Below are 14076 nucleotides of genomic sequence, written 5' to 3'. Positions count from 1 at the left end.
TTTTGCGCGGCCCTGCTGCCGCTAAGCGCTTGAAAGCGCCGCTACACTTCCCAGCTGTTATTCCCAGGGCAGCGCCATATTCAGGCCGCTGCCCGTGTTTCCAGGGCTGGCGCATCAGGCGACAGTCCGCAGCAAGAGGTTTTAAAGCATGGCTCTTATTCCAGTCACCATCCTCACGGGCTTTCTGGGCTCGGGCAAAACCACGCTGCTCAAGCGCGTGCTGCACGAATCCCACGGCATGAAGATTGCCGTGATCGAGAACGAGTTCGGCGAGGAAAACATCGACACCGACATTCTCAAGACCGAATCCAAAGAGCAGATTCTGCAGATGAGCAATGGCTGCATCTGCTGCACCATCCGCGAAGACCTGCGCGAAGCGCTGCAACTGCTGGCCGCCAAGCGCCGCAAGGGTTTGGTGGACTTCGACCGCATCGTCATCGAGACCACGGGCCTGGCCGACCCCGGCCCCGTCGCCCAGACCTTCTTCATGGACGACGAGATTGCCGAGACCTATCTGATCGACTCCATCATCACCCTGGTGGACGCCAAGCACGCCAACCAGCAGCTTGACGACCGCCAGGAGGCGCGCCGCCAGGTGGGCTTTGCCGATCAGATGTTCCTGTCCAAGACCGATTTGGTGACCGATGCTGAAAAGGATGCGCTGATCCACCGCCTCAAGCACATGAACCCTCGTGCGCCCATTCGCGCCGTTCATTTTGGCGATGTGCCTCTGAGCGAAGTGTTCGACCTGCGTGGCTTCAACCTGAATGCCAAGCTCGATATCGACCCCGACTTCCTCAAGGAAGATGATCACGGCCACGACCATCATGATCACAGTGCTTGCGACCATGACCATGGTCAATGCGAACACGATCACGGCCATGAGCACAAGCACGACGAGCATTGCGGCCACGACGACCATGACCACGAACATGGAGAGCACTGCAATCACCCTCATCACCATCACCACGACGATGATGTGAAGAGCTTTGTCTACCGTGCCGATCGAGCTTTCGACCCCGCCAAGCTGGAAGACTTCCTGGGCGCCATCGTTAACATCTACGGCCCCAAGATGCTGCGCTACAAGGGCGTGCTCGATATGAAGGACACCAGCCGCAAGGTGATCTTCCAGGGCGTGCACCAACTCATGGGCAGCGATCTGGGCCCGGAGTGGGAAGAGGGCGAAAAGCGTGTCAGCAAGATGGTCTTCATCGGTATCGACCTACCGCAGGACATCTTCCGACAAGGGCTGGATCAGTGTCTGGTGTAAGACATCGTTTGCAGAGATCCTGCTTCTTAAGCTAACAGATTTCTGACAATGACTGACGGCCTGCTTTGCAGGCCGTTTTTTCTTTGGCGATTTCTTGAAAACTGGTTGAAATAGCCTCTCGCTTATCCGCAAATTGTGGGCTATGAGCAACGGATTCTGGGCGGGGGGGCTGGCGTAGCTACAATGCCGCCCCTAAAGAGGGTGTTGGAGCAATCCGGCCCGGCAAGGGCTCTGTACTGTAAGGAGACAGGACGTGACCGCTGTGAAAAGTAATTTGCCCAAGGCTGCCGCCAAAATAGCAGCAGTGGCTGAACGCACCCGCAGCGCCAAGACCTCTTTGGTGAACGCCGAGTTGGACAAGCCGGTGCTGGCATCTGCTGCAGCGGTGAATTCCTCCAAGTCGTTCAAAACCAAGCGTTCTGCATCGCCCATCGCGCGGCAGTCTGAAACAGATGTTCCGCCCAGGACTGCCCAGGCGCTCCAGGCAGCGGTAACCAAGAGAGATACGAAAGCAATGACCACCACAAAGCAAGCTGTGCCCAAAAAAGATCCCAAGCTGGCCAATGCCTGGAAGACCAAGTCGGTTGCCGAGCTGACCGATGCTGAAGTGCTGGCCATGTCTGATGACGATTACATGAACGATATCCAGTTGGCCTATTTTCGCCTCAAGCTGGTCACGCTCAAGAACGACATGCACATGAATGCCGGTGAAACGGCTGAAAACCTGCGTGAAGACACGGTGGTGGTTCCCGATCCAGCCGATCGTGCCACCATTGAGGAAGAGCATGCGCTTGAGCTGCGTACGCGTGACCGCGAGCGTAAGCTGCTCAAGAAGATCGACCAGTCCATTGCCCGCATCGATGCCGGTGACTATGGCTACTGTGACGAGACTGGCGAGCCTATCGGCGTTGGCCGACTGCTGGCACGTCCTACGGCTACACTGTCGCTAGAAGCTCAGCAGCGTCGTGAGCTCAAGCAAAAGATGTACGGCGATTGATCTGCATCAAGTGCTAATGGGGCTGTAGGCATCAAAGTAGAGAACCATGGCAAAAGAAGAGAACAAATCGGGAGGGTTGCTGGCCAAGATGGCACGCTTTGTGCGCCATCCGACCGTCAATTGGTCTGATTTGGAAAGTCTGAACCAGGAAAGCGAAGAAAGCCAGTACAGCAAGCAGGCGCTCAAAGAGATGCTGGAGCGCAAGCGCCAGAATGACTTTGTGCGCAAGCGCGAGTTTGAACAGCTTCGCAAGCTGCGGCATGCTCAGTTGAGCAAAACGGCTTCGACAGCCAGAGCTCCTCTGGAATCGCCTACCCCGCTGGCTGGCTCTTCGTTTTTGCAGACTGCTCAAAACTCCATGCCAGGCGAACGCGCAGAAACCATCAAGAAAATTGATGAGATTGAAGCGCAGATGGCGCAGCAGTGGTGGCGTGGCAAGCAGATGGCTGATGCCACCACAATGCCTTTGCAGCTGCCAGAGGGGGGGAACGTCATGCCTTCTTCCTTTAGCACGCAGCCTCCTGCATCCGTTAGTTCGCTGCCGGTGCTCAATGATGCCGTGAGCAGTGATGTGACCTTGCCTTCGCGGGAGGCGGTTGTTGCTAGGGCACCGTCTGCGGCATCCATGCGTGGTGAAACGGATTTTTCCCCCGGCTTTGCTACGACCGAGGTGTCCGCCCCTGCGGATATCAACATGGTGCCTCCCTCCTTTGCGAATTTTGAGCACGATGCTGCGCTGGAAGATGCCGCAATAGTCTTTGCCAGCGGCGACAACGCTGCAGCAGAAGTCAGCTTGAAGGGATTGATTGCTGAGCGGGCTCAGGATACGCCGTCACAGCTGAAAGTCTGGCTGGCATTGCTGGACATGTACCGCGCAGCAGGCATGCAGGTGGAGTTCGAAGATGCTGCAATGGATTTTGTGGCGCGCTTTGGTCGCTCTGCTCCCCAATGGTTTGTCATGCCTCAACAGGCGGGCAAGCTCAGCGAGAACATGGCGGATGCACCTGTTCAGGCAGGCTTTCGCTGGCAAGCGCCTGTGCAACTGGGGGAGTCAAGCCTTAAGGCCTTGATAACCAGCAAGGCCCGCAGCCCTGCCCCCTGGACCATGGACTGGAGTGCTCTGGAGAGCATTGATGCTGCAGTGCAAAAACCGTTGCTTGAGGCGGTTGAGCAGTGGGCATCTGAAAAGGGTGAGCTGATTTTTGCCGGTCATCAAAGGCTGCTAGCGGTACTCAGCAAGCATTGCCCCTCAGGCGATCGTTCGGTGGATCAGATTTGCTGGTATTTGCGCTTGGCAATGCAGCGCTTGATGTATTTGCAGGACGACTTTGAGCTGACTGCTCTGGACTACTGCGTGACTTATGAGTCGTCACCTCCTTCCTGGGTCGATCCGGTCAGTGCGTACTCGAATGAAGGGCAAGGCAACAGGTCTGTGATGCCTGACAGGCGGTTGTTGGGGCCGGAAACCATTCAGCCGGGCATGCTCTGGAAAGAGCGTAAACCGCGCTTTTCGCTTCAAGGAGTGATTGAAGGCGATGCGCTTCCATGGCTGGCTGAGGTACAGGCCAAGGCCAAGCTTGGCGAAGCGATTGCCATTGACTGCACGCGACTGGTACGCATGGACTTTGCTGCGGCTGGTTCGGTGCTGAACTGGGCTGCGCAGATGCAGGAGCTGGGGCATGTGCTTCAGTTCAGCCAATTGCATCAGTTGCTGGCCGTGTTCTTCAATGTCGTTGGCATTCAAGAGCATGCGCAGGTGATCCCCCGGCGGGATTAACCCCCTGAGGCGCTTCGCGCCTTCCCCCTTTCTCTACGCGCTTCGCGCTATGGAAGGGGGACGACGCCATCGCCGCGAGGCGGCTCTTGCTTGGCGTCTCTGAGATGGGGTGCGCCAGTTTTTGAGTGGCAGCATTCTCTAAATTTTCTTTTTTGTGCTCTTGAGCTTGTGCTTTTGTGCCCCCATCTGTGAGAGATGGAACAGTTTCACGGCACCACCATTTTGAGCGTGCGCCGCCAGACTCCCGAAGGCGTTCAAGTCGCCATCGGTGGTGATGGTCAGGTCACATTGGGTCACATCGTTGTCAAGGGCACGGCGCGCAAGGTACGCAAGCTCTATCACGGCAAGGTACTGGCGGGTTTTGCAGGAGCAACTGCTGATGCCTTCACGCTGTTCGAGCGCTTCGAGGCCAAGCTGGAAAAGCACCAGGGCAACTTGACCCGCGCTGCGATCGAGCTGACCAAGGAGTGGCGCACCGACCGCGTGCTGCGCAAGCTTGAAGCCATGCTGGCCGTGGCCGATGCGACAACCTCGCTCATCATCACCGGCAATGGCGATGTACTGGAGCCAGAGCAGGGCATTGTGGCCATTGGATCTGGCGGTGCCTATGCGCACTCAGCGGCCAAGGCGCTGCTCAACAACACCGAGTTGTCGGCCGAGGATGTGGTGCGTAAGTCGCTGGCAATTGCCGGTGAGCTTTGCATTTACACCAATATGAATCACACGATCGAGACGCTGTAAGCGGCTTGGTTTATCTGAATTGATAGCTGCTAGCGCTTGATAGATAAGCGCTAGAGGCATATTTGACTGAGAATTCACATGTCTTCTGCCATGACTCCCCAGGAGATTGTCTCCGAGCTGGACAAGCACATCGTCGGGCAAAACGGTGCCAAGCGTGCTGTGGCCATTGCACTGCGCAACCGCTGGCGTCGCCAGCAGGTCGCTGACGGCCTGCGTCAGGAAATCACCCCCAAGAATATTTTGATGATCGGCCCCACGGGTGTGGGCAAGACCGAGATTGCACGTCGCCTGGCCAAGCTGGCCGATGCGCCTTTCATCAAGGTTGAGGCCACCAAGTTCACCGAGGTCGGTTATGTGGGCAAGGATGTGGATGCCATCATCCGTGATCTGGCCGAAGTCGCTGTCAAGCAAACGCGCGAATCGGATATGAGGAAGATGCGTGCACGCGCCGAAGATGCAGCCGAGGATCGCATTCTTGACGTGTTGGTGCCCCAGGCCCGCACGGGCGAAGTGCCGGCCGACAACACGGCGCGACAGGTCTTTCGCAAGAAGCTGCGCGAAGGTCAGCTCGACGATAAGGAAATCGAGATCGACATCGCCGAGCAAATGCCTCAGGTGCAGATCATGGGTCCCCAGGGCATGGAAGAGATGGCCGAGCAACTGCGCGGCATGTTCAGCCACATGGGCCAGGAAAAGCGCAAGACGCGCAAGCTCAAGATTGCCGAGGCCATGAAGCTGCTGACCGATGAGGAAGCGGCCAAGATGATCAACGAGGAAGATGCCAAGACTCGCGCCATTGCCAATCTGGAGCAAAACGGCATTGTCTTCATCGACGAAATCGACAAGGTGGCGACTCGCCAGGAAACTAGCGGCTCCGACGTTTCACGCCAGGGCGTGCAGCGCGACTTGCTGCCCTTGGTTGAGGGCACCAGCGTCTCGACCAAGTACGGCGTTGTGAAGACCGATCACATTCTGTTCATCGCCTCGGGTGCTTTCCATCTGTCCAAGCCCAGCGATCTGATCCCTGAGCTGCAAGGTCGCTTCCCCATTCGCGTGGAGTTGGAATCCCTGTCGGTGCAGGACTTCGAGGCGATTCTCATGCAGACTCATGCCTCCTTGGTCAAACAGTATCAGGCCCTGCTGGCGACTGAGGACGTGACGCTGGAGTTCAAGCCTGAAGGGATTACCCGTCTGGCGACGATTGCCTTCGATGTCAACGAGAGTACTGAAAACATCGGTGCACGCCGGCTGTCCACGGTGATGGAGCGTCTGCTTGACGAAGTCAGCTTCGATGCAGCCAAGCTGTCCGGGCAGACCGTGGTGATTGATGCGGCCTATGTGGATCAGCGCCTGCAGCTGCTGAGTAAGGATGAGGATTTGTCGCGGTTTATCCTTTGAGGAGTTCAGTGCTTGAAACGAACTGCCCGCCCTGGCGGGCAGTTCGCATTTGTAGGAGAAGAGCGGGACTTAAATCAGTTCTTTCCATTGAATTGAATGGTTGCAATTGACGTTGACTAATGAGAGTCCACTTGCATTGACTTTGCTAAGTGCTTGTAAAGGAAAGGTATTTTCAGAATGAGGCTTTTCTTTTGATCTCTAAGTGCTTGATTTCATTGCAAATAATTGTCCCTTGTCGTTTGGAATCCCTCGAAATTGCTGCTACAGTGCAAAAAAGTGCAATTAAGTGGTGAAAACTGCCTTCGCATTCAATTTTTTGAATGTGACTGGTTGCAGATGGCCGGAGTAGCTAGCCGTGTTTCAAGGGGCGTCTTCGTTGAATCTCGATGGAAAGGGGCGGCTGTCTGTGCCGACCCGGCATCGTGACGCCCTGTTGTCCATGGCTGAGGGACAAGTGACCTTCACCAAACATCCGCATGGGTGTTTGATGCTCTTCCCGCGACCCCAATGGCTGAAATTTCGCGAGCGCATTGCGCAGGTGCCAATGAATGCGCAGTGGTGGAAGCGGGTGTTCCTGGGCAGTGCCATGGATGCCGAGATGGATGGCACAGGACGAGTGCTGGTCGCTCCCGAACTGCGAGAAGCAGCGGGCCTGACCAAGGAAGTACTGCTGCTGGGTATGGGTGACCATTTCGAGCTCTGGGACAAAGCCACTTATGAAGCGCGTGAAGCGGAAGCCATGCAGCAGGAAATGCCGGCAGCTTTCCAGGATTTTGTTTTTTAGGAAGAGACGTGCTTGTGAATCAGCCGTTGCAACATATCACCGTTTTGCTGAACGAGGCCGTCGACGCTCTGCTGGGTGGCGTAAGCCAGAAACCAGCGGGTGACTGGGTGGATGCAACGTTCGGTCGGGGAGGTCATTCCCGGCTCATTTTGCAGCGACTCGGGCCGGACGCGCGGTTGATTGCGTTCGACAAGGATCCGGACGCAATCACTGAAGCGGCGCGCATCACCGATGCGCGTTTTTCGATTCGGCACGAAGGATTTCGCCATCTCGGCGAGCTGCCAGAGGGTAGCGTGCAAGGGGTTTTGATGGACCTGGGGGTGAGCTCGCCCCAGATCGATAACCCGGACCGCGGGTTCAGCTTCCGTTTTGATGGTCCGCTGGACATGCGCATGGACACCACTCGGGGCCAGAGCGTGGCCGAGTGGCTGGAAGATGCGGAAGTGCATCAGATTGCGGAGGTGATACGTGACTACGGCGAAGAGCGGTTTGCTGGCCCCATTGCAAAGGCGATTGTTGCTCGGCGTGAGAGCCAGGGGCCATTACGCACAACCGGTGAGCTGGCCCAGCTCGTGGCTGGCGCGGTCAAGACCCGCGAGGCTGGGCAGAACCCGGCAACACGTACCTTCCAAGCTCTTCGGATTTTCATCAATGCAGAGCTTCAGGAGCTTGAGCAGGCGCTAGAAGCCAGCCTGCATGTGCTGGCTCCTGGAGGACGACTGGTGGTGATCAGCTTTCACTCGCTCGAAGACCGCATTGTCAAGCAGTTCATTGCCAAGCACTCCAAGGAGGTCTATGACCGCCGTGCACCGTTTGCAGCACCGGCTCCCATGCGCCTGAAGGCACTCGACAGGATCAAGCCCGGTGTGGCAGAGGTTGATGGCAACCCGCGCTCTCGCTCTGCAGTGATGCGTGTGGCTGAGCGTACGGAGGTGCCTGCATGATGCTGGGCCTTGCGGCTTCAGGCGTGGTGGGAGGGCTGCCGTGCTTCGCATAAATCTGCTCTTGCTGCTGGCAGTGATGATGAGCGCCATTTTCCTGGTGCATACCCAGTATGAGTCGCGCAAGCTTTTTACCGAGCTGGATCGTGCCGAGGCTGAAGCACGCCGGCTGGCGACGGATCAACTGCGCCTGCAGGTAGAAAAGCGTGCCCAGGCTACGCCTTCGCGCATTGAGACGCTGGCGCGAGAGAAGTTGCAGATGAAGCAGGCCTCACAGGCCATCACGCAGTACGTGCATGAAACGGCTTCAGGAGCAGCGCAGTGACACGCAGCGTGCTCTATACCACCAGCCCTTTGCTGGCTTCGAAAACACCGCTGTGGCGCAGCAAGTTCATTGTGGCTGCGTTGGCGCTGGGGTTTGTGGGGCTGGGGGCTCGCGCCGCGTATGTGCAGGTATTTGGCAATGACTTCTTCAAGCGCCAGGGGCTGGTGCGCTTCGCACGTACGCTGGAGCTGCCCGCCAACCGCGGTCGTCTGCTGGATCGCAACGGACTGATTCTGGCCTCCAGCGTTCCGGCGGCCAGCATCTGGGCGATTCCTGAAGACGTGGATCTCAAGGATCCTGAAGTTCAGCAAAAGCTCAAGCAAGTGGCCAAGCTCATGGAGATGCCGCTGGACAAGCTGTTGGACAAACTCGATGACGAGGACAAGACCTTTGTCTGGGTCAAGCGTCAGTTGGACTGGAATATTGGCCAGCAGATCGTGGCGCTCAACATCAAGGGCATCTACAACCGCAAGGAATACAAGCGCCAGTACCCTGAAGGGGAGTCGGCTGCGCACATTGTGGGCTTCACCAATGTGGAAGACCATGGTCAGGAAGGCATGGAGCTGGCGTTCGACAAGGAGTTGGCAGGCAAGCCTGGTTCACGACGTGTGATCAAGGATCGACTGGGGCGTGTGGTGGAAGGAGTGGGCGATGAGATCCCTCCCCAGGATGGACAAGATATTCAACTGTCCATCGACAGCAAGGTCCAGTACTACGCCTACCAGAAGCTCAAGCAGCAGGTTGAAACCTTCAAGGCCAAGGCGGGCAGCGTGGTGGTCATGGATGCGCATACCGGTGAGCTACTGGCCTTGGCCAACTATCCCAGCTATGACCCGGGGCACCGAAAGAATCTCACCGGCGAGCAACTGCGCAACCGTGCGCTGACCGACACCTTTGAGCCCGGCTCCACCATGAAGCCCATTACCGTGGCTGCCGCACTGGAGCTCAAGCGCGTCAAGCCCACGACCATTATTGATACAGCCCCTGGCCGCTATACGGTGACAGGGTCCACCATTACCGACACGCACAACTACGGCGCGCTGACCGTGGAAGGTGTGATCCAGAAGTCCAGCAACGTGGGCGCAACCAAGGTGGCACAAAGGCTCTCGCCGCAGGAGATGTGGGAGTACTTCAGTGCGCTGGGCTTTGGTCAAAAGCCTCAGATCCAGTTTCCTGGTGCGGTTTCCGGTCGCCTGCGCGCCTGGAAAACCTGGAAGCCCATCGAGCAAGCCACCATGTCTTATGGCTACGGCCTGTCGGCCTCGTTGTTCCAGATGGCGCGCTCGTACACCGTTTTTTCTAATGACGGCAATGTCATTCCCGCCACGATCTTGAAGACCACAGAGCCGCCGGTCGGCGTGCGCGTGATCTCCAAGGAAAACGCCGATGCAGTCTTACACATGCTGCGCCTGGCGGCCGGTCCTGGTGGTACAGGTCAGAAGGCCCAGGCCGAGGGCTACACCATTGGGGGTAAGTCGGGCACGGCCCGTAAACAGGTTGGCAAGCACTACGCGGCCGGTAAATACCGCGCCTGGTTTACTGGCATTGCCCCTATCGACAATCCTCGCATCATCGTTGCCGTGATGGTGGACGAGCCTACTGCAGGTTCTTACTACGGCGGTACGGTGGCAGGCCCCGTGTTTGCGGATGTAGTCCAGCAGACATTGCGTTTCATGGGCGTTCAGCCCGACAAGGAAGTCAAGCCTCTGATTGTGGCTGCGCCACCTGAGGAGCCAGTGCTATGAGCACCTCCATTCAAATTTTGAACAATGCAGCCGAGGCCGTGGCCTGGCTGCGCAGCCGTGTGCAGGGCGATCTGCAAACCGATAGCCGCAAGGTCGGTGCTGGTGATGCTTTCATTGCCTGGCCCGGCGCCGCAACCGACGGCCGTGCCTATGTGGGCAAGGCCCTGGAGCAAGGCGCAGCCGCTGTGCTGGTGGAAGCCGAAGGACTGGATGCCTTTACCTTCGGTAGCGACAAGGTGGCAGCGCTCAAGGGCCTGAAGGCTGCGACTGGCCTGATCGCCGATCAGTGGTTTACCCACCCCAGCGGCGAGATTGACGTGCTGGCCGTGACCGGCACCAACGGCAAGACAACGACGGCCTTCTGGCTCGCGCATGCACTATCAAAAGTAGAGCTGAATGCGCGCACTGGATGTGCGCTGGTGGGTACTTTGGGTGTGGGTGTACCGCCCGCACTGGAATCGACGGGCATGACCACGCCTGACCCGGTACTGCTGCAGCGCGTGTTCCGCAGCTATGCCGATAAGGGGCTGGCGGCTTGCGCCATTGAAGCCTCTTCCATCGGCATCGTTGAGCACCGTCTGGACGGTAGCAACATTCGCGTGGCCTTGTTCACCAACTTCACGCAGGACCACCTGGACTACCACGGCAGCATGGATGCTTATTGGCAGGCCAAGGCCCAGTTGTTTGACTGGCCCGGCTTGCAGGCTGCGGTGGTCAATATTGATGACGCGCATGGTGCAAAGCTCTGGGCCAAGCTGCAGGCCAAGCCGTTGGATGTGTGGAGCGTCTCGATTCAAGGTCCGGCCCGTCTGCAGGCCAAGGACATCGGTCTGGGCGAGCAAGGTCTGAACTTCACGGTGCTGGAGGCCGGTCACAGTCTGCGTATGAACACGCGCCTGGTGGGTCAGTACAACGTCTCCAATCTGCTGGGCGTGCTGGCCACGCTGCGCAGCCTGGGCCTGACGCTGGATGAGGCCGTGGCAGCCTGCGCCGATTTGGAGCCCGTGCCCGGACGCATGCAGCAGATTGCCAAGGCCGACCAGCCGCTGGTGGCCGTGGACTATGCCCACACTCCTGACGCCCTCGAAAAAGCCCTCCGTGCGCTGCAACCTGCGGCACAGCAGCGCGGCGGCAAGTTGTGGTGTGTGTTTGGCTGCGGTGGCGACCGCGACAACAGCAAGCGTCCCTTGATGGGCCAGGCCGCCCAAGCCCATTCGGATTGCGTGTACGTCACCAGCGACAACCCGCGCAGCGAAGTGCCAGAAACCATCATCGACCAGATCCTGGTTGGGATGACGGCGGGCGATGCATTGTATGTGCAGGCCGACCGCGCAGCCGCGATTGCCGAAGCCATTGCCCGTGCCGATGCACGCGATGTGGTGCTGATCGCAGGCAAGGGTCATGAGGATTACCAGGAGACGAAGGGCGTGCGCCATCCGTTCTCCGATATGGCTGAAGCGCAGAAGGCGCTGGCAGTCCGTGAAGGAAAGATGCGGTCATGATGACCTTGCAAAAAGCGCTGGAGCTGATCCAGACGCATATCCCCCAAGCCAAGCTGGTCGGTAACGGCAAGCTGGAGTTGACACGCGTGCACACGGATACACGCACGCTGCAGAACGGGGACTTGTTCGTAGCTCTCAAGGGCGAGCGTTTTGACGCCCATGATTTTCTGCCGCAGGCACAGGCCGCTGGTGCGGTGGCTGCTATTGCCAGCCATGGGCTTGCGGCCGCAGGCATGTCCGGCATCGAAGTGCCCGATACCTTGCTGGCACTGGGCGCATTGGCGCGCGCATGGCGCACGCAGTTTGACCTGCCGCTGATTGCCGTGACCGGCAGCAATGGTAAGACCACCGTGACGCAGATGATCGCTTCCATCTTGCGCGCCCATGTGGGTGGTGCAGGAGATGCGGCGCTGGCGACGCGTGGAAATTTCAACAACTCCATCGGCATGCCGCTGAACCTGCTCCGCATGAGCGGCGAGCACCGCATTGCCGTGCTGGAGATGGGTATGAACCACCCCGGCGAAATTGCCGAGCTGGCTGCCATCGGTCAGCCCACGGTAGCGCTGGTCAATAACGCCCAGCGCGAGCACCAGGAATTCATGGGCACGGTGGAAGCAGTAGCACGTGAAAACGGCTCGGTGCTGGGTTTTCTGCCCGAGGATGGCGTGGCCATCTTCCCCGCCGGTGATGAATACACACCGCTGTGGACGCAGCTGGCCGCAGGTCGCGCATGCATGATGTTTGGAGAGTCCGCCGACGGAGCACAGGTGTTTGCCAGCGATGTGCGCTGGGACAACGGGGCCTGGAGCCTGCAGCTGAACACGCCACAAGGGGCGGCTGCGGTGCAGTTGCATATCGCCGGCCGTCACAACGTCATGAATGCACTGGCGGCTGCCGCCTGTGCCCATGCGGCGGGCGTTTCGCTGGCTGCGATTGCGCAAGGCTTGTCCGGCTTTGAGCCGGTGACGGGGCGCTCGCGTGCGCTGGCCGTGCAGATCAAGGGCCAAAGCGTCACCGTGGTGGATGACACCTACAACGCCAATCCCGATTCCGTCGCTGCTGCGATTGCCGTGCTGGCCGAGTTGCCCGCGCCGCAGCTGCTGGTGCTGGGTGATATGGGTGAGGTGGGCAACAACGGCCCGCAGTTCCATGCCGAAGCCGGTGCGCTTGCCCAGCAGGCAGGCATTTCCCATTTCTTTGCTCTGGGCGACCAGAGTGCGTCTGCAGCAACTGCCTTTGGCAGCGGTGCTCAGCATTTTGATAGCATGGCCGCCCTTCAGCAGGCGGTGTGCGCAGTTTTACCCAAGGTAGGTAGCGTGTTGGTCAAGGGTTCGCGGTTCATGAAGATGGAGCAAGTGGTGCAGTGCATTGAAGCCTGCGCAGATGGCAAGCAAGGCAACTGCGAGGAGGCCTCCACATGCTGCTGATGCTGGCTCAATGGCTGCAGGGGCTTTCGCCCGACTTTGGCTTTCTGCGCGTCTTCCAGTACCTGACGCTGCGCGCCGTGCTGGCCGCCGTCACCGCATTGCTGATTGGTCTGGTGGTGGGGCCCAGGGCCATCCGGATGCTGACCGCGCTCAAGATCGGCCAGCCCGTGCGCGGCTATGGCATGGAAACCCACTTGGTCAAGAGCGGCACGCCCACCATGGGCGGTGTGCTGATTCTGTTCTCCATCGCGGTCTCTACGCTGCTGTGGTTTGACCTGTCCAACCGCTTTGTCTGGATTGTGCTGCTGGTCACGCTGGGCTTTGGTGCCATTGGCTGGGTGGACGACTGGCGCAAGGTCGTGAATAAAGACCCTGAAGGCATGCGATCGGGCGAGAAGTATTTCTGGCAGTCCGTCATTGGCCTGCTGGCTGCGCTGTATCTGGTGTTCTGCATTTCCGAGAACAGCAATGCCGAGGTGTTTGCGCTGTTCATATCCTGGGTGCAGTCCGGCTTTTCCATGGATCTGCCGCCCAAGGCGGGGCTGATGGTGCCTTTCTTCAAGGAAGTTAGTTATCCACTGGGTGTGCTGGGCTTTATCGTCATGACCTATCTGGTCATCGTGGGCGCCAGCAATGCAGTGAATCTGACCGACGGTCTCGACGGTCTGGCCATCATGCCCGTCATCATGGTGGGCACGGCCCTGGGCATCTTCGCCTATGTGACCGGTAACGCCACCTATGCCAAATACCTGCTGTTTCCCAGCATCCCCGGCACGGGGGAGCTGATGGTCTTCTGCGGCGCCATGGCCGGTGCTGGTCTGGCTTTCCTCTGGTTCAATGCTCACCCTGCACAAGTGTTCATGGGTGACGTGGGTGCGCTGGCGCTGGGCGCTGCATTGGGCACCATCGCCGTGATCGTGCGCCAGGAAATCGTGCTGGCCGTGATGGGGGGCATCTTTGTGGCCGAAGCCGTTTCCGTGATGCTGCAGGTGATGTACTTCAAGTACACCAAAAAGCGCTACGGCGAAGGCCGCCGTCTGCTGAAGATGGCACCGCTGCACCATCACTTTGAAAAGAGTGGCTGGAAGGAGACACAGGTCGTGATCCGCTTCTGGATCATCACCATGCTGCTGTGCCTGCTGGGTCTGTCTACCCTGAAGCTGAGGTAA

At 58.6% G+C, this 14076-nt stretch carries 12 protein-coding genes; all 12 read left to right on the top strand.

What is annotated here, in order from left to right; all coding sequences use genetic code 11:
• Positions 1-148 precede the first annotated feature (148 nt).
• The 12 genes from AC2I9W_RS06750 to mraY all read left to right on the top strand — a co-directional run bounded on the left by AC2I9W_RS06750 (position 149) and on the right by mraY (position 14076).
• Positions 149-1270, top strand: a complete 1122-nt coding sequence (locus tag AC2I9W_RS06750; RefSeq protein ID WP_486409235.1) for a CobW family GTP-binding protein — start codon at positions 149-151, stop codon at positions 1268-1270.
• A 253-nt stretch (positions 1271-1523) separates the two neighbouring features.
• Positions 1524-2267, top strand: a complete 744-nt coding sequence (gene dksA, locus AC2I9W_RS06745; RefSeq protein ID WP_486409234.1) for an RNA polymerase-binding protein DksA — start codon at positions 1524-1526, stop codon at positions 2265-2267.
• Positions 2268-2313: 46 nt separating this feature from the next.
• Positions 2314-4044, top strand: a complete 1731-nt coding sequence (locus AC2I9W_RS06740) for an STAS domain-containing protein (RefSeq protein ID WP_486409233.1) — start codon at positions 2314-2316, stop codon at positions 4042-4044.
• Between the two features lie 195 nt (positions 4045-4239).
• On the top strand, positions 4240-4785 hold the full coding sequence (gene hslV / locus AC2I9W_RS06735) for an ATP-dependent protease subunit HslV (protein ID WP_283485925.1): 546 nt from the start codon (positions 4240-4242) through the stop codon (positions 4783-4785).
• A 78-nt stretch (positions 4786-4863) separates the two neighbouring features.
• Positions 4864-6183, top strand: coding sequence for an ATP-dependent protease ATPase subunit HslU (gene hslU, locus AC2I9W_RS06730; protein ID WP_486409232.1), 1320 nt, complete (start codon positions 4864-4866; stop codon positions 6181-6183).
• Between the two features lie 355 nt (positions 6184-6538).
• Entirely contained in the window at positions 6539-6967 is a 429-nt protein-coding gene (gene mraZ / locus AC2I9W_RS06725; protein WP_486409231.1) for a division/cell wall cluster transcriptional repressor MraZ, read from the top strand.
• A 14-nt stretch (positions 6968-6981) separates the two neighbouring features.
• Entirely contained in the window at positions 6982-7911 is a 930-nt protein-coding gene (rsmH, locus tag AC2I9W_RS06720; protein WP_486409230.1) for a 16S rRNA (cytosine(1402)-N(4))-methyltransferase RsmH, read from the top strand.
• Positions 7912-7951: 40 nt separating this feature from the next.
• On the top strand, positions 7952-8233 hold the full coding sequence (gene ftsL, locus AC2I9W_RS06715; protein ID WP_486409229.1) for a cell division protein FtsL: 282 nt from the start codon (positions 7952-7954) through the stop codon (positions 8231-8233).
• On the top strand, positions 8230-9978 hold the full coding sequence (locus AC2I9W_RS06710) for a peptidoglycan D,D-transpeptidase FtsI family protein (RefSeq protein ID WP_486409228.1): 1749 nt from the start codon (positions 8230-8232) through the stop codon (positions 9976-9978). Before ftsL ends, AC2I9W_RS06710 begins: the two co-directional genes overlap by 4 nt.
• Positions 9975-11480, top strand: a complete 1506-nt coding sequence (locus AC2I9W_RS06705; protein ID WP_486409227.1) for a UDP-N-acetylmuramoyl-L-alanyl-D-glutamate--2,6-diaminopimelate ligase — start codon at positions 9975-9977, stop codon at positions 11478-11480. Before AC2I9W_RS06710 ends, AC2I9W_RS06705 begins: the two co-directional genes overlap by 4 nt.
• Positions 11477-12907 carry a UDP-N-acetylmuramoyl-tripeptide--D-alanyl-D-alanine ligase gene (locus tag AC2I9W_RS06700; protein ID WP_486409226.1) on the top strand — a complete coding sequence of 477 codons (1431 nt, stop codon included), beginning with the start codon at positions 11477-11479 and terminating at the stop codon, positions 12905-12907. The genes AC2I9W_RS06705 and AC2I9W_RS06700 overlap by 4 nt, the downstream gene beginning before the upstream one ends.
• Positions 12898-14076: a phospho-N-acetylmuramoyl-pentapeptide-transferase gene (gene mraY, locus AC2I9W_RS06695; RefSeq protein WP_486409225.1), complete on the top strand. Its 1179-nt coding sequence runs from the start codon at positions 12898-12900 to the stop codon at positions 14074-14076. The genes AC2I9W_RS06700 and mraY overlap by 10 nt, the downstream gene beginning before the upstream one ends.

It is taken from the genome of Comamonas sp. FUJ_7, assembly GCF_057369555.1.
Note: the sequence above shows the minus strand (reverse complement) of the source record. Positions and strands in the feature narration are given on the sequence as shown.

Bases quoted from the DNA above. Each gene is read 5' to 3' on its own strand.
- AC2I9W_RS06750 (WP_486409235.1), top strand. From the start codon at position 149: ATGGCTCTTATTCCAGTCACCATCCTCACGGGCTTTCTGGGCTCGGGC.
- AC2I9W_RS06740 (WP_486409233.1), top strand. From the start codon at position 2,314: ATGGCAAAAGAAGAGAACAAATCGGGAGGGTTGCTGGCCAAGATGGCA.
- hslV (WP_283485925.1), top strand. From the start codon at position 4,240: ATGGAACAGTTTCACGGCACCACCATTTTGAGCGTGCGCCGCCAGACT.
- hslU (WP_486409232.1), top strand. From the start codon at position 4,864: ATGTCTTCTGCCATGACTCCCCAGGAGATTGTCTCCGAGCTGGACAAG.
- AC2I9W_RS06705 (WP_486409227.1), top strand. From the start codon at position 9,975: ATGAGCACCTCCATTCAAATTTTGAACAATGCAGCCGAGGCCGTGGCC.
- AC2I9W_RS06700 (WP_486409226.1), top strand. From the start codon at position 11,477: ATGATGACCTTGCAAAAAGCGCTGGAGCTGATCCAGACGCATATCCCC.
- mraY (WP_486409225.1), top strand. From the start codon at position 12,898: ATGCTGCTGATGCTGGCTCAATGGCTGCAGGGGCTTTCGCCCGACTTT.